15 protein-coding genes are annotated in these 14,392 nt (G+C 66.3%); 2 read left to right on the forward strand and 13 right to left on the reverse strand.

Going from position 1 to position 14,392, the window contains the following annotated elements; translation table 11 throughout:
• Positions 1-301: 301 nt before the first annotated feature.
• The 5 genes from ettA to HMPREF0975_RS01515 all read right to left on the reverse strand — a co-directional run bounded on the left by ettA (position 302) and on the right by HMPREF0975_RS01515 (position 6,696).
• The gene (gene ettA / locus HMPREF0975_RS01495) at positions 302-1,984 is read right to left on the reverse strand and encodes an energy-dependent translational throttle protein EttA (protein ID WP_009232331.1); all 1,683 of its coding nucleotides are present in this window, start codon (positions 1,982-1,984) and stop codon (positions 302-304) included.
• 372 nt (positions 1,985-2,356) lie between these two features.
• Positions 2,357-3,115, reverse strand: coding sequence for a CPBP family intramembrane glutamic endopeptidase (locus tag HMPREF0975_RS01500; protein WP_198009125.1), 759 nt, complete (start codon positions 3,113-3,115; stop codon positions 2,357-2,359).
• A gap of 350 nt (positions 3,116-3,465) precedes the next feature.
• Entirely contained in the window at positions 3,466-4,263 is a 798-nt protein-coding gene (locus HMPREF0975_RS01505) for a CPBP family intramembrane glutamic endopeptidase (protein ID WP_049939340.1), read from the reverse strand.
• Between the two features lie 282 nt (positions 4,264-4,545).
• Positions 4,546-5,667 (reverse strand): peptide chain release factor 2, encoded by a 1,122-nt coding sequence (gene prfB / locus HMPREF0975_RS01510; protein ID WP_034471914.1) that lies wholly within the window; start codon positions 5,665-5,667, stop codon positions 4,546-4,548.
• A 117-nt stretch (positions 5,668-5,784) separates the two neighbouring features.
• Positions 5,785-6,696: a LysR family transcriptional regulator gene (locus HMPREF0975_RS01515; RefSeq protein WP_009232335.1), complete on the reverse strand. Its 912-nt coding sequence runs from the start codon at positions 6,694-6,696 to the stop codon at positions 5,785-5,787.
• 73 nt (positions 6,697-6,769) lie between these two features.
• Here HMPREF0975_RS01515 and HMPREF0975_RS01520 point away from each other — a divergent pair, with 73 nt between their 5' ends.
• Entirely contained in the window at positions 6,770-7,126 is a 357-nt protein-coding gene (locus HMPREF0975_RS01520) for a CBU_0592 family membrane protein (protein ID WP_009232336.1), read from the forward strand.
• A gap of 79 nt (positions 7,127-7,205) precedes the next feature.
• Here the strand turns inward: HMPREF0975_RS01520 and HMPREF0975_RS01525 are convergent, their stop codons facing one another.
• From HMPREF0975_RS01525 to HMPREF0975_RS01555, 7 genes are all read right to left on the reverse strand, one after another.
• Positions 7,206-7,661 (reverse strand): hypothetical protein, encoded by a 456-nt coding sequence (locus tag HMPREF0975_RS01525; protein ID WP_049939311.1) that lies wholly within the window; start codon positions 7,659-7,661, stop codon positions 7,206-7,208.
• A gap of 47 nt (positions 7,662-7,708) precedes the next feature.
• Positions 7,709-8,218, reverse strand: a complete 510-nt coding sequence (locus HMPREF0975_RS01530; RefSeq protein WP_232212428.1) for a hypothetical protein — start codon at positions 8,216-8,218, stop codon at positions 7,709-7,711.
• A gap of 63 nt (positions 8,219-8,281) precedes the next feature.
• Complete coding sequence (locus HMPREF0975_RS01535; protein ID WP_049939312.1) at positions 8,282-8,677, reverse strand: TadE/TadG family type IV pilus assembly protein; 396 nt, start codon at positions 8,675-8,677, stop codon at positions 8,282-8,284.
• A 61-nt stretch (positions 8,678-8,738) separates the two neighbouring features.
• Positions 8,739-8,966 (reverse strand): hypothetical protein, encoded by a 228-nt coding sequence (locus HMPREF0975_RS01540; protein WP_009232340.1) that lies wholly within the window; start codon positions 8,964-8,966, stop codon positions 8,739-8,741.
• An 84-nt stretch (positions 8,967-9,050) separates the two neighbouring features.
• Positions 9,051-10,004, reverse strand: a complete 954-nt coding sequence (locus HMPREF0975_RS01545) for a type II secretion system F family protein (RefSeq protein ID WP_009232341.1) — start codon at positions 10,002-10,004, stop codon at positions 9,051-9,053.
• The gene (locus tag HMPREF0975_RS01550; RefSeq protein ID WP_009232342.1) at positions 10,001-10,852 is read right to left on the reverse strand and encodes a type II secretion system F family protein; all 852 of its coding nucleotides are present in this window, start codon (positions 10,850-10,852) and stop codon (positions 10,001-10,003) included. The genes HMPREF0975_RS01545 and HMPREF0975_RS01550 overlap by 4 nt, the downstream gene beginning before the upstream one ends.
• Positions 10,852-12,102: a CpaF family protein gene (locus tag HMPREF0975_RS01555; protein ID WP_009232343.1), complete on the reverse strand. Its 1,251-nt coding sequence runs from the start codon at positions 12,100-12,102 to the stop codon at positions 10,852-10,854. Before HMPREF0975_RS01555 ends, HMPREF0975_RS01550 begins: the two co-directional genes overlap by 1 nt.
• Before the next feature lie 283 nt (positions 12,103-12,385).
• Between HMPREF0975_RS01555 and HMPREF0975_RS01560 the strand changes: the two genes are divergently transcribed.
• Positions 12,386-13,693: a phosphotransferase gene (locus HMPREF0975_RS01560; protein WP_049939342.1), complete on the forward strand. Its 1,308-nt coding sequence runs from the start codon at positions 12,386-12,388 to the stop codon at positions 13,691-13,693.
• A gap of 175 nt (positions 13,694-13,868) precedes the next feature.
• On the opposite strand, the gene HMPREF0975_RS01565 is transcribed toward HMPREF0975_RS01560, so the two are convergent.
• Positions 13,869-14,392, reverse strand: a 524-nt coding sequence (locus HMPREF0975_RS01565; protein WP_009232345.1) for a PD-(D/E)XK nuclease family protein, incomplete at its 5' end; no start/stop codon positions are given.

Raw genomic sequence — 14,392 nt, forward strand, 5'->3', positions numbered from 1 at the left:
TCACCACCTGAAAATGACCATAGAATCCACCTTGCGAAACTCACCAGAGCGGTCGATCCCCCTTGACGAAAATCTACCCCAACCACTACTGTTAGTTAGTTTTCTCCATCCAGTCGCGCCAACGCCGGCACCACCACTCTTGGTGCAGACCCCAGAGTCTCCAGCGATGACGGTTTTCAGCACCATGACGCGGTGCCCTCATTGTCTGTAACAGAGACGCCATTCCCTCAGCCGACCGGCTGAGGGAATGGCGTCTCTGTCTGAGATGGCGGATCGAGCCGGAGCTCGATCACCTCAGGGCTTAGTCTCGGGTCAGCTTCCGGTAGGTGACCCGGTGAGGCCGGGCCGCCTCGGGTCCGAGGCGCTCGACCTTGTTCTCCTCGTAGGAGGCGAAGTTCCCCTCGAACCAGTACCAGCTGGCCGGGTCCTCATCGGTTCCCTCCCAAGCGAGGATGTGTGTGGCCACGCGGTCGAGGAACCATCGGTCGTGGGTGATGACCACGGCGCAGCCGGGGAACTCCAGCAGGGCGTTCTCCAGCGACCCCAGGGTCTCAACGTCGAGGTCATTGGTGGGCTCGTCCAGGAGAATGAGGTTGCCGCCCTGCTTGAGGGTCAGCGCCAGGTTGAGGCGGTTGCGCTCACCGCCGGAGAGCACGCCGGCAGGCTTTTGCTGGTCAGCCCCCTTGAAGCCGAAGGAGGCGACGTAGGCGCGTGAGGGCATCTCCACGTTGCCCACCTGAATGTAGTCCAGTCCGTCGGAGACGACCTCCCAGAGGGTCTTCTTGGGATCGATGCCAGCCCGGGACTGGTCGACATAGGAGAGCTTGACGGTCTGGCCGATCTTGAGGTCTCCGCCGTCCAGCGGCTCCAGGCCAACGATGGTCTTGAACAGGGTGGACTTTCCGACGCCGTTAGGGCCGACGACCCCGACAATGCCATTACGCGGCAGGGTGAAGGAGAGCCCGTCAATGAGAGTGCGCCCGTCGAAGCCCTTGTTGAGGTTGGTGGCCTCCAGGACCTGGTTGCCCAGGCGGGGACCCGGCGGGATCTGGATCTCCTCGAAGTCGAGCTTGCGGGTGCGCTCGGCCTCGGCGGCCATCTCCTCGTAGCGGGCCAGACGTGCCTTGGACTTGGCCTGGCGCCCCTTGGCGGAGGATCGCACCCACTCGAGCTCCTCCTTGAGGCGCTTGGCGAGTTTGGCATCCTTCTTGCCCTGGACCTCGAGGCGCTTCTCCTTGGTCTCCAGGTAGGTGGAGTAGTTGCCCTCATAAGGGTAGAGGTGGCCGCGGTCGACCTCGGCGATCCACTGGGCGACATGGTCGAGGAAGTAGCGGTCGTGGGTGACGGCGATGACGGCGCCCTGGTAGCTGGCCAGGTGCTGCTCGAGCCAGAGGACGGACTCGGCGTCGAGGTGGTTGGTGGGCTCGTCCAGCAGGAGGAGGTCCGGGGCCTCGAGGAGCAGCTTGCACAGGGCCACGCGGCGGCGCTCACCACCGGAGAGGTTCTTGACCTCGGCGTCCGGCGGGGGGCAGCGCAGGGCGTCCATGGCCTGCTCCAGCTGGGAGTCGAGGTCCCAGGCATTGGCCGCGTCCAGGGCGTCCTGGAGGGTGCCCATCTCCGCCATGAGGGCGTCGAAGTCGGCGTCCGGGTCCGCCATGGCGGCGCTGATCTCGTTGTAGCGGTCCAGCTTGGACTTGATCTCGGCAACGCCCTCCTCGACGTTGCCCAGAACGGTCTTGTCCTCATTGAGCGGAGGCTCCTGAAGGAGGATGCCGACGCTGTAGCCGGGGGTCAGGCGGGCCTCGCCGTTGGAGGGCTGGTCAATGCCGGCCATGATCTTGAGGATGGAAGACTTGCCGGCGCCGTTGGGGCCGACCATGCCGATCTTGGCTCCGGGGAGGAAGGCCATGGTGACGTCGTCGAGGATGACCTTGTCGCCGTGGGCCTTGCGCGCCTTGATCATCTGGTAGATGTACTCAGCCACTGCTCGTCTGCGCCTTTCGTCAGGGTGTGAGCGGAGGTTCTGCGCGACGACGGCGACCGGCCGGTCCCGTCCGTGCGCACCGTGGCCAAGCCTAAGGGAGCCCCGGAGCAATGGCGACGACGGCGGAGGTGAGACGGTGCACGCCGGGCCATCGCTGTGTCGGAACACCGGGTGCAGTTATCATCCCAACCACCCATAGCGCCGTATCTCGAGTAAAGCGCAGAGTGAGATCGACACTACGCCACCGATCAATCGCGATCGTCAGAATAACGCACACCCACGACATGGCGACTTCAACTGCACGCGGAAGAAATCAGGGGAGCTCAACCCGGAATTCGAAGCCCTCTCGGGATGGTCCCCGATACGAATGATTCAGCGGGAGGCAATAAGGGCGCGGCGTCGTGTCAGGAACCAGACCACACCGGCCACCACCAGCCACAGGGCACCCTCAAGCACCCAGGCCACAGGATGAGTCCTATCGATCGGCATGACAAGCAAGACTACATTGGCCATGTGGGAGCCCGCGTGCACACCGACGGCCGCCCACGTCGAGTCCGATGCCCACAGGACCACCACTGCCGCGACAGCGAAACCGAAAGGAGTCGCCAGATACACAATGCGCTCAATCCAACCCTCCTGCCCGCCTTTGGAGATGAGGTGGATCAGCGTGAAACCAATGACCGAAATGACACCTGCGGTGCGTCTATCACCCAGCGACCTGACGAGCCAGCCCCGCCACACGAGCTCCTCCGGGAACCCCTGGAGCAGGAACGCAAGATTCACTTGGTGGAGGACGAAAGCCCCGACGATGGGGAGGGGCAGATTCTTGATCCTTTCGGCGGTGGATTCGATACCAAGCAGGTTCATCACGGCCCCCACGATCACCACAACGGCAGCCGCTACCACCATCATGACCAACATCCAGACCATGGCGTGCCGATCGACCCGCAGACGCAGATCACTCAGACTCCTCCCATCCAATCGGGTCACCGCCAACCAGATCAGAAGCAGAACGAACAAGGACGATCCGGACATTGCCACAGTCTCGATCATCGTCTCCGCTATGCCATCCGCATTCCTGAGCACTCCGAGTGGCACCAGAGGAAGGAGCACGAGATCGCCTGCGGCCATGACAATCACTGCGAGTGCAACGCGCAGGACCGTTCCTACGCGGCCGGGGAGCCGACGTCGTTGGGAGAGGTCGTTTACTGGGGCAGGGGTGAGTGCTGGAGATCGTGAGTTATTCATACCTCCGACACTAGCAGTGTCGCCTATCATAGGCAGCTCAGTCGTACGTCGGACATAATTCCGAAGTCTCCCAGAGACCTCTCAGGCTACTCTCCCTACTCAATGCAAAATTTGCTGCCCAACTAGTTCGTTATGGCCTTGTCGTCCCCTATCCCATGTCCAAAACAGATTCATAATCATCGCACGTCCTCTCGTCTATCTTCTCCCCTCTTAAGGTGATCATCGACGCTCCATCACTCCGACGATGATGATGTGGCCAACCGCCGCTGACGTCGGTGGAACACGAGAATGAGAAGTCCGACCGCGGCCCAGATCAAACCTTGGAGCACCCAGGTGATCGAACCGACGGGGAGATGCAACCGATCCGACAACAAGTCGTTCGCCACATGAAATCCCCCGTGCACGCCGATGGCCGCCCAGGTCGACCCGGAGATCGTTCGAACAATCAATGCTGTCACCGCAAATCCGCACGGTGGAGCGAGATACGTGAGGTGCTCAAGAAGATTCTGCTGACCTCCTTGAGAGAGAATATGAAGAGCAGTGAATCCGAGGACGCTGGACACTGCTGCGAAACGCGTCTCACCCAGTGAGGAGTAGAGCCACCCCCTCCATATGATCTCCTCAGGAATTCCCTGGAGAAGGAAGGCTATGGAGAAGGACTCGACGATCATGAGCCACGCTGGGCTCTGGGGTAACGGCTGGCCTCCACCAGCAATCCCGAAGACATGAAGCATGCCGGCCACCACAAGGTCTACGACGAGCGCAGCCAGAATCATCCCTGCCAGCCAAAGCAGCGCACGTCTGTCGGTGCGCAGCCCCACACTGACATGCCGGCCTCGGTCAAGCGTGCGACCCAAGACATAACACAGGATAAGAGCGAGCACCACCGCCACCCCATAGATCAGCAACACACACGACCCCACCGCGAAGGACTCCACGAGACCAATGGGATTCTCATGTGCGAGAGCAAAAGACTGGATGACAGGAACCTGCTTCAGTAAAGGCGGAGCGAGCGCGCAGGCGAACATCATCGCAAACGCAATCACGATGCGCACAACCTTGCCACCTACAGTGAGGTGACGACCTTGATCCGATCGATCCTCACTGAGATCCGAGGACTCGAGAGACGAGAGTGTTGATGAGACTTCCACCGACCGAGGTTTTTCATGTGATGCGCTCATAAAATTCACGGTACGCCCACTATTATGGCCTTTCAATCGCAGGTAAGAAGAACCAGGGGCGCATGGAAAAGAAATCAGGGATCCCTCCGGGGGATCCCTGACTCCGATGACGTTTCTAATGAAACAAGCCGCTCAGTCCTCGGCGGTCTCCTGCTGCTTGCGCCAGCGGATACCGGCGTCAATGAAGCCGTCGATGTCGCCGTCGAACACCGAGTCGGGGTTGCCGACCTCGAAGTTGGTTCGCAGGTCCTTGACCATCTGGTAGGGGTTGAGGACGTAGGAGCGCATCTGGTCCCCCCAGGAGGCCTTGACGTCCCCGGCGAGCTCCTTTTTTTTGGCGTCCTCCTCCTGCTGCTTAAGCAGGAGCAGCCGCGATTGAAGGACGCGCATGGCGGCGGCGCGGTTCTGGATCTGGGACTTCTCATCCTGCATGGAGACCACCAGACCTGTGGGCAGGTGGGTGATGCGCACGGCGGAGTCGGTGGTGTTGACGCTCTGCCCGCCGGGTCCCGAGGAGCGGAAGACGTCGATGCGGATGTCGGTCTCGGGGATGTCGATGTGGTCGGTGGACTCGATGAGAGGGATGACCTCGACGGCGGCGAAAGAGGTCTGGCGGCGGCCCTGGTTGTCGAAGGGGCTGATGCGCACCAGGCGGTGCGTGCCGCCCTCGACGCTCAGAGTCCCGTAGGCGTAGGGGGCGTGGACCTCGAAGGTGACCGACTTCAGGCCCGCCTCCTCTGCGTAGGAGGTGTTGAGGACCTTGACGGGATAGTCGTGCCGCTCGGCCCACCGGGTGTACATGCGCAGGAGCATCTCGGCGAAGTCGGCGGCATCCACGCCGCCGGCGCCCGAGCGGATGGTGACGACGGCGTCGCGCGGATCGTACTCGCCACTCAGTAGCGTGCGGATTTCCAAGTCGGAGAGGTCCTTGCTGATGGCAGCCAGGTCCGTCTCGGCCTCGGCGAGGATCTCGGCGGCGTCGTCTCCCTCCTCCTCACCGGCGAGCTCGACCATCGCCTCGAGGTCCTCAATGCGCTCGCCCAGGCTCTCGACGCGCTTGAGGTCGGCCTGGGCGTGGGACAGGGCGGAGGTGACCACTTGGGCGGAGTCGGGGTCGTCCCACAGGTCCGGGGCGGAGGCCTGCTCGGAGAGCTCGGCGATGCGGGCGCGCAGGGCATCGGGGTCAGTCACCGCGGCGATGGAGGCGTAGGTGTGTCGGAGTCGTTCGATCTCGGAGGAGAAGTCAGTGGCCACGGAGACGAGTCTACGGCAGAACGCGCCTGGGGCATCGTCGGCGCCGTTTCGTCGGTCGGCACCGACCATCAAGCCCCTCGCCGGCGCTCGTCCGCAAGCTGCAGCACGTCTGATCCGTCACCCCAGCTCGAGCCCCTGGGCCTGGGCGAGCAGCGCCTCGAGCACCGCGCGCGTCGCCGGGCTCGGTTCGGTGCGGGTCGAGCGATGGCGCACCACCAGCTGGCGCACACCCAGGCCGGGCAGGCGCACCACACTGAGCTCGTCCGGGACGAGCCCGGAGTAGACGGCCAGCTCAGGCAGGAGCGCGCACCCCAGTCCCTGGCTGACCATGGCCAGGACGACGTCGTAGTCGTAGGCGACGTGCCGCATCGTCAACGGCGTCCCCAGCTGGCGCTCCAATCGGTCCAAGGCGAAGGCGCCCGCCGTCCCCGGGGCGAGGTCAATCCAGGTTGCCCTCGCCAAATCCGCCAGGGTGGAGGGAGTCGCCTGCTCGGCCGGCACGACGACGAGCCAGGACTCGTCCAGTAACGGCATATCTGCCATACCCCGGGGCGCGGATGGAAGCGTGTGCTCGTCGCGCTCGATGAGGACCAGGTCGAGTTCGCCCCGGCGCAGCCGGGACAGGGCATTGCGCTCCTCGACCTCCTCAACGATCACCTCCAGCTCCGGACTGGTGGTCGCTAGCGACGACAGCAGGGGCAGCAGGAGGGCGCGGACGGCGGAGGCGAAGCTGCCCACACGCACCACACCGGAGGGGATGGAGTCGTCCAGGTCCGCCAGCTCACGGCGCACGGTGGTCAACTCGTCCTCGATGCGCTCGGCCGCATCCGCCAGAACCTTGCCGGCCACGGTGAGCACGGCTCCGGTGGGTGCGCGATCCAGTACCCGGGCGCCGCACTCGCGCTCCAGCAGGCGAATCTGCTGGGAGACTGCGGACGGCGTGATGTGAAGGATATCTGCCGCTGCGACGACTCCTCCGGCCCGGTGGACGGCCAATAGAACCGAGAGTCTCTGAGGCAGTACCTGCATGAAGTAAATCTACACCCCTCATGCAGAGAGATGCGATTGACCTTCATCGGAGGACGGGCCAAGAATCGGTTCCGTGAACGATGTGCTCCCCTCCCTCATCTCTCTCGGCGGCTGGATCGGTGCCGCCGAGCTCCTCGTGGCCTACTTCCTGGTCTCCAAGGGCACGATCGCGGGCGATTCCCTCAAGTACCAGGCCCTCAACATCACAGGTTCGGTACTGCTGACCATCAACTGCGCGAGCTCCGGGGCCTGGCCCAGCGTCATCGCCAACGCCTTCTACCTCCTGGTGGGCATCAACATCCTGTTCACGGTGAAGCGGGCCTACATCGCCCAGCTCTCACGTCGGCAGAAGGAGGAGCTGCGCGCCCGGATGCACCTGCACCGGCGCCCCTCCCCCGTCGTCTCGACGGGCTTCGTCGAGCAGGCCTGACTGCGGCTCCCGGCCCGTCACCATCCCGCTCAGCAGCAACCCAACCAACCCGCTACGGCGCAGTGAGTCTCCTGTCGGCTCACTGCGTCGTCGTCATTCTGGCCGAGCCGGTGGCGGTGATGGTGAAACCATCGGCAGGGATGATGCCCCAGGGCAGGAAGGGCGGACGGGAGCGGGCCTGCAACGTCACCACGGCGGTCTGGCCATCGGCGGCCCGGGCGCCGATGATCGTGGTCCCAGCCAGCTTGGCGGCCGCCGGCTGAGCCGACAGATCGGCAGTGGCGTTGGCGCCCACCTCCGCATCAGTCAGAACGCCAGGCGCCGCGCCCGTCCCATCGCCCCCGTAGTAAGGGTTCGCGTCTGTTCCGTCCGCTCCCGCGGCCGCGGCCGAGTCAGCCAGCGACGTGAGAGTCTTGAGGTCGAGGTAGACGGCTGTCGCCGAAGCCGCGATGAACAGCAGGGCGAAGACGATACAGATGAGCCCGATTCCCAGCAGAAGCGTCTGTCCGTCCTCCTCACGGCGCAGGCGACGCATCTGCTTCGATACTCGTCGAAGAACGCCCCCGGGGACCGGCCTCCTGCTCACGGCTCCTCCTTGCCCGGCAAGGTGATGGAGCGTTCGGTGTCCACGACGACGACGTCGCGGCCGATCCCCAGGGAGGCGAAGCCCGGCAGGTCTACGCCGACCGCGACCTTGACGACCGCGGTCTGCCCTCGAGCGCAGCCGTGGGCGCAGGTGACTAGCAGCGATCCGGCTGGATCGGCGTCGATTCCCTGATCGGACAGGGCCAGCCCCACCGCCACTTGAGCCTTGTCCATGGCGGATGGCGAGTCGTCGACCTCCAGGACACGGCTGGCGGCGTCGGCCGCCGAGGCGACGGCGAAGGTCGTGGCCTGGATCTGAGCGAGCGCGACCACGAGGTAGAGAACAGGTGCGACCAGGATGACGCTCCAACCGATGAACTCGACGACGGCGTTGCCCTCCTCCCGATGTACCAGCGCCCGGGGGTCCCGGCCGATACCCCCGAAAACGCACCGGAGCCAGCGCACGGTCCGCCGCGTCCGCAGACCGACTGCGGCAATGAGTCTCACGCCCGGAAGCCCCGGGGCAAGGCGTCTGAGAATCCTGGGAAAGGCCACGGGGATCACCTGCGCTCACTTCTCCCGGACCAGGGAGGACTCATCAACCGCGTGCCCCTTCACCGTCAGTGTCCCTGCGGGTCCGAAGAGTCCCAGAACCGGAAAGGGCGCCGTCACCGTCACCTCAACGATCGACAGGTCACCGGAAGGAACCCGCGCGACGGAGACGGTATCCACGTAGCCACGACGCAGCGCCGCGTCGGACAGGGTCTGCACCCGCTGACGGGCCTCGGCCTCGGTCCCCCCGACCAGGGCGGCCCGGCGGGCCCCGTCACCGGCGGCGTCGGTGAGGACATTGCGCGCGTAGACGCCCAGTACGACCTGGAGGAGGGCCACGAACACAGTGATGACGAGCGCGCCGACCAGGACGAAGTCGACGACGGCGGAACCCGACTCGCTTTGAGCTCGCACACGGCGCCAACAGTCCCGGAGGACGGCGCGGCTCTCACACGGCGCCCGACGGCGATCCTGATCAGATAGCACTCGTGACCTTCGCAATGGCGTTGAGGAAGACCTCGGTCAGCGTGCTGCCGGCCACCGTCCACAGGGCCACGACGAGACCGGCGGTCATGAGGGTCACCAGGACCCAGCCGGGGACATCACCGCGCTCGTCAGTCAGATCGATCCGGGCCGGGAGAGACCTCCACCACGACCTGAGGGCGAGACGGGACGAACGAGGCGAGAGGAGGATGCGCTTCATGACTGCTCCTTGGCGACGGGTGGGAAACTGAACGAAAGGACGGGGGCGAGGAGGGCCGGAGGGCAGAAGGGGACGACGGATGCGCTACACCCCCAGCCTGAGGACGAACAGGCCCGGGAAGAGGGCGAAGACGACGGTGATGGGCAGCACGAGGAAGACGACGGGGACCATTTGCGCAATCTCGCGCCTGCCTCCCTCCTCCATGAGGTCCTGACGCGCCGCCTCGCGCACGTCGGTCGCCTGGGACCGCAGGACATCAGCCAGAGGTGTACCGCGCTCGAGAGCCACGACGATGGCCTCGCACAGACGAGTGACGTGGACGGAACCGACTCGCCTCTCCATACGGTCCAGGGCGGTGGACAGGACGGTGCCGGAGCGGATGTCGGTCAAGGTGGCGCCCAGCTCCTCGATGAGATCGCCTCGCCCGAGCGCAACGACGCGTTCGATGGCGGCCACGGGTCCCTGACCGGCCCCCACGGCCAGGGCGAGGAGCTCGACGACGTCGGGCAGCTGGGCCTCGATTCGCGACAGCCGTTTCGCCACGGCCCGACTGAGCCACCAGTCGCGGGCGGCAGCCCCGGCCACGGTGGCCAAGACGGACAGGATGATGAGTGCCGGAACGTTGACGGACCTGATCAGGGCCGCCAGTCCACCGGTTGCCAGGACGAGGAGGAGCGCCGTCGTCGACCACAGGACCTGTTGGAGGCGGAACTGGTCCAGGCCAAGGGGCGACCCGGACCGCATGAGACGCCGACGGACCGACTCCGCCGAGGACCCCAGGGTTTCCATCATCCGGCCGAGGTTGAGGGCACCGGCAGTGGAGGCCATGAGCAGGCCGACGACGGTGCGCCCGTCCGAGGTCAGCCCCGCCGGGGCGGTCAGCAGACCCGAGGTGGTGGGCTGCTGGTGGACGTAGGGCTCCAGCCTGGCCATGAGGGTGGGCCGGCGTCGGCGTACGGCCGAGATGATAACCAGGACCCCCACTGCTCCCACCAGTCCCGCAAGTCCTCCGACGAATGTTGCGTTGAGAGGTGTCATCGCAGCATCCTCTCCTCTTCAGGGAGGCGCCCCAGGCGCAGCATGAGCCGGTAGGCGATGATCGAAACAACGGCCCCGGCCAGAAGGATGACGGCGCCGGTCGCGGTGGCGTAGGCGGCCGCCGCCTGAGGACGGGTGGATAACAGCGCCAGAACGAACCACGGGGCGGCAACGGCGACCTTGGCGCCATTGACGGTCCAGGACTGGCGCGCCTCGAGCTCGCCGCGGGTGCGCATGTCCTCGCGCAGCATCTGCGACAGAGAGCGCAGCAGAGTACCCAGGTCGGTACCGCCGACCTCGTGAGCTAGGCGTAGGGCCTCGACGATCCGGTCGGCGACAGGGTCGGCGAAGCGGGCCTTAAGCCGGTCCAGAGAGTTATCGAAGCGGGCTGTGGCGGCATAGTCGGCGGCGAAGGCGCGGAACTGCGGACGGACGGCCTCCGGGCCGCGCTCTCCGAGGTTGGTCAGGGCCTCGGGCAGGCTCATGCCCGCGCGAACCCCCGAGACGAGGGTATCGACGGCCTCGGGCCATACCTCGCGCAGGCGGGTCCGTCGGTTGCGCGCCCGGGAGGAGATGATGAGGAAGGGAATCGCGGTGAAGATGGCCGCGAAGGAGACGGCGACAGGCCAGGCCCGCGACATTCCCAGGAATACCATGCCGATGAGCAGTCCCAGTCCGAGCGAGCCCAGGGCGAACATCGTGGGGCTGGTGCGGCCAGCACCGGCCTGAACCAGGATGTCCGCAAGGAGACGAGAGCGTCTCGAGCGCCACTGGGGCGGATCGGAGGTGCAGGCCATCCAGATGAGCAGCATTCCCACTCCCCCAAGGAGTCCGGCGACGGCGCCCATCAGTAGGCCTCCTTGCCGACGGAGGGCCGCCCGTTCAACAGCGCCGTGAGGTCGTAGCCGGCTCGACTGAAACGCTCGGCGGCGCCGGGCACACCCGCGCCCCGTACGAGGTTGCCTGCGGGATCGCGGTGGAAGACGTCGGAGAGCTCGATGACACCGTTCTCGACCCTGCCCGACATGGCGGCGACCTCTCTGACGGTGCGGCGTCCGTTGCGGTCCAGGTCGAGGTGGACGACCAGGTCGATGGCGCTGGCGACGGTGGGGACCACGAAGTCGCTGGAGACGTTCTCCCCCGCCAGCAGGGGCAGAGTGCAGATCTTGATGACGGCCTCTCGCGCGGAGTTGGCGTGCAATGTACACATCGAAGGGAGCCCAGAGTTCATGGCGATAAGAAGGTCGAGAGCCTCGGCCTCGCGGACCTCGCCGATAAGGAGGCGGTCAGGGCGCATGCGCAGGGCCTCCTTGACCAGGCGACGCAGGCTGATCTCGCCAACGCCTTCGAGGTTGGGCGGCCGGGTCTGCATGGCCACGCAGTCCCGGTTCCTCAAGGCCAGTTCGAAAACCTCCTCGCAGGAGATGACCCGCTGTCCACCGGGGATGGCTCCGGCCAGTGCCCGGACCATCGTGGTCTTTCCGGCCTGGGTGGCCCCCGAGACCAGGATGTTGAGGCCGGACTGCACGGAGGCATCCAGGAAGGCGGCCACCTGGCTGGTCAGGGAGCCCATGCGCACGAGGTCACTGGTGCGCGAGGCGCGGGAGGTGTGCTTACGGATGTTGACCGCCCAGTGCTGGGAGGTGATGGGCGGGATGACGACGTGAAGGCGCTGTCCGCCCGCCAACTGGGCGTCGACGAAGGGACTGGACAGGTCCAGGCGGCGCCCGGAGGCCCGCAGCATCCGTTCGACCAGGACGGTGAGGTCCTCGTTCTCCAGGATCGTGGTGGTCAGCTCGGGGCGCCCGGAGCGGGCGACGAAGACACGACCGGGGGCATTGATCCAGATCTCCTCGATGGACTCGTCGTCGAGGTAGTTCTGGAGCGGCCCCAGGCCCGCCATCGAGTCCAGTACGTGACAGCGGGCTCCCGTGGGGTCGACGAGCGGCGGGACGAGACCGGCGTCGGAGCGGCGCAGGTAGTCGTCCTCGGCCTCGGTGACGAGCCGTTCAAGGTCGGAGTTGTCCTTGAGCGGATCGATTCCGCGAGCGCGAACCAGCTCACGAACCTCCGTGAGAAGGAGATCGGCAGCGTCCATGATGCCTCTCAGCGAGTATCTGAATGGGATCGGGTGTAGATGATTGCGGATCGAGCAGGAGCTCTGCGTTGAACTCAGACGCACCGGCCGATCGGTGACCGATGTCACGGATTAACTCTAGGGCACCTGGTCACGAATTGGCCACCACCTCGACATAGCCTGTGGATAACCCGGGAAGCGTTGAATCTTCATCGGCCTGTTTCCCACCGTTCTCGACGTTTGCCGCCAGCGGACGGGCGCGGCTGTCCTGCGAGATATGGGACCTGTCGCCTACGGTTGGACCATGTCACAGCCTCCGCAGTCCCCGGACGCCCCCGGCAGCACCGATGTCGACGGCCGTGTCGACGATCTCACCGATGAGGCGGCCTCCGACGTCGAGCGCGCTGCGGCTCCGGCTGGCGACGACCACGACGACCACGGCAAGCAGCAGGTCGAGCATCCCGGCGGGCATGACGACGACTACCGGGCGCCCGTCGTCGTCGCCCCGTTACCGGGCGCGTCGGCCGGCCCGCCCAAGAACAGCCGGCCGACTCCGGAGACCCAATCCGCCACTCCCCGCCCCCGCCATTCGGCCCTGGCTCTGGCTGCGATGGCGAGCGTCGCCGTCGCCGGGCTCAACCCGGCTCGCCTGGCGCTGCCGCAGTCCGAGACTCCGGAGCGGCACATCACCGGCGTCATCGACACCCAGGGCCGGCACTGGGAGGTTCATGAGGCGCGCACCGACGCCGTCGGCGCGTCCCTGGAGGCGGAGGCCGAAGTGCTGCGACGCATCGGCCGGGTCGTCGACGACGGGCGGCTCTCCTTCGACGTGCCTCGCGTCAGCGGGTCGCTGCGCCAGCAGGGCGCCCACATCCAGGTCCGCTCCCATGTGGAGGGCAAGCCGATCCCTGTGGAGGCGCTCCGTCCGGGGCCGGGGATGTCGGCGGGATTGGGCAAGGCCCTCGGCGAGATCCACGAGCTGGACATGTCGGTGATCTCCGAGGCGGGCATGCCGGTCTACGACGCCGAGGAGGTGCGCCGACGCTGGCTGAGCCTTCTGGACGACGCCGCCGCGACGGGCAAGACCCCGCCTACCCTGCTGGGACGCTGGGAGCAAGCGCTGGAGGACACGGCCCTGTGGCGGTTCCGCCCCACCGTGGTCCACGGCGACCTCGCCGAGGAGAACGTGCTGGTGGCCGGCGGCACGGTCGTGGCCGTGCGTGGCTGGTCGCAGGCGCACGTGGGCGATCCGGCCGAGGACCTGGCCTGGGTGTACTCCTCGGCGCCGGTAGACTGTCTGGACTCCATCGAGGACGCCTACGATATCGCCCGCTCCGAGGGAGTGGACCGGCATCTGCGCGAGCGGGCCGAGCTGGTCAGTGAGCTCAGCCTGGCGCGATGGCTCCTGCACGGGGTCAGGACCGGGGACAAGCCGGTCATCAACGACGCGGTGGCGATGCTGGAGGACCTGGCCGCCCAGGTGGGCGATGCCCCGCTGGTGGAGCCTGCCGCGCCCCGGCTGGCGCCGGTGCCCGGGGAGCGCGAGCCCGCGGAGCCCGACGCGATCACCAACCCGGTGGCGATGGTGCGCGTCGACGACGAGGACGACTGACTCCGCCTCCCGCCCCTATCGGGGTCAGGTCAGCGGGTTGCGACTCATGAGTACCGAGAAGGCGCTGGCTCACACCAGGTTGACGATGCCGAGCAGGCCCCCGTCCAACAGCTGTTTGCCGGACCTAGTGCGCTTCAGCCCGAGTGGTTAAGCCGAGGCCGGCCCGAGGTCGGCGTTAGCTCGGCTGCTCGGGTGCGGGAAGAGGCGTCATCTCGTTGGTCGAGGAGTCGGGAGTCAGGGCCGCCCCGATCTGGTCGAGGCCGAGCAGGCCGGCGGCGCTGAGCTCGTCGATACGTCCTCCGGGGTAGTCGACGTACACGTAGGCGGCGCGCACCGAGCCGGTCGGCACGCCCTGGGACGCCGCCCAAGCGTGGACGTAGACGCTGAGCTGGTCGACGGGGACCCGGCGGCGCCCGGTCTTCCAGTCGACGATGAGCCAGCCGGTCCCATCCAGGCGGCGGAAGACGGCGTCCATGCGGCAGCGCAGGGTGGTGGCACCGATGGTGATCTCCCGTTCCGTCTCAGTCTCAGCCAGGACGTAGTCCTCCAGGAGCGGCAGGTTCTCGGCCGTCTCCAGCCAGCGCTCGATACGGGCCCGGTCCCGAGGGTCGAGGCCGTCGGGAACGCCTGCCTCGGCCAAGTCGAACAGGGTGCCGCGTGCGCTCAGGCGCTGGGCGACGGCGTCGTGGAAGACGGTTC

The organism is Actinomyces sp. oral taxon 849 str. F0330 (assembly GCF_000239715.1).
Lineage (GTDB): Bacteria > Actinomycetota > Actinomycetes > Actinomycetales > Actinomycetaceae > Actinomyces > Actinomyces johnsonii.

What these genes read in the sequence shown, in the direction of transcription:
- HMPREF0975_RS01560 (WP_049939342.1), top strand. Translation starts at nt 12,386, where the DNA reads ATGTCACAGCCTCCGCAGTCCCCGGACGCCCCCGGCAGCACCGATGTC.
- HMPREF0975_RS01555 (WP_009232343.1), bottom strand. Translation starts at nt 12,102, where the DNA reads ATGGACGCTGCCGATCTCCTTCTCACGGAGGTTCGTGAGCTGGTTCGC.
- HMPREF0975_RS01505 (WP_049939340.1), bottom strand. Translation starts at nt 4,263, where the DNA reads ATGATGTTCGCCTGCGCGCTCGCTCCGCCTTTACTGAAGCAGGTTCCT.
- HMPREF0975_RS01515 (WP_009232335.1), bottom strand. Translation starts at nt 6,696, where the DNA reads ATGCAGGTACTGCCTCAGAGACTCTCGGTTCTATTGGCCGTCCACCGG.
- HMPREF0975_RS01550 (WP_009232342.1), bottom strand. Translation starts at nt 10,852, where the DNA reads ATGGGCGCCGTCGCCGGACTCCTTGGGGGAGTGGGAATGCTGCTCATC.
- HMPREF0975_RS01545 (WP_009232341.1), bottom strand. Translation starts at nt 10,004, where the DNA reads ATGACACCTCTCAACGCAACATTCGTCGGAGGACTTGCGGGACTGGTG.
- HMPREF0975_RS01525 (WP_049939311.1), bottom strand. Translation starts at nt 7,661, where the DNA reads ATGCGTCGCCTGCGCCGTGAGGAGGACGGACAGACGCTTCTGCTGGGA.
- HMPREF0975_RS01500 (WP_198009125.1), bottom strand. Translation starts at nt 3,115, where the DNA reads ATGGCCGCAGGCGATCTCGTGCTCCTTCCTCTGGTGCCACTCGGAGTG.
- HMPREF0975_RS01540 (WP_009232340.1), bottom strand. Translation starts at nt 8,966, where the DNA reads ATGAAGCGCATCCTCCTCTCGCCTCGTTCGTCCCGTCTCGCCCTCAGG.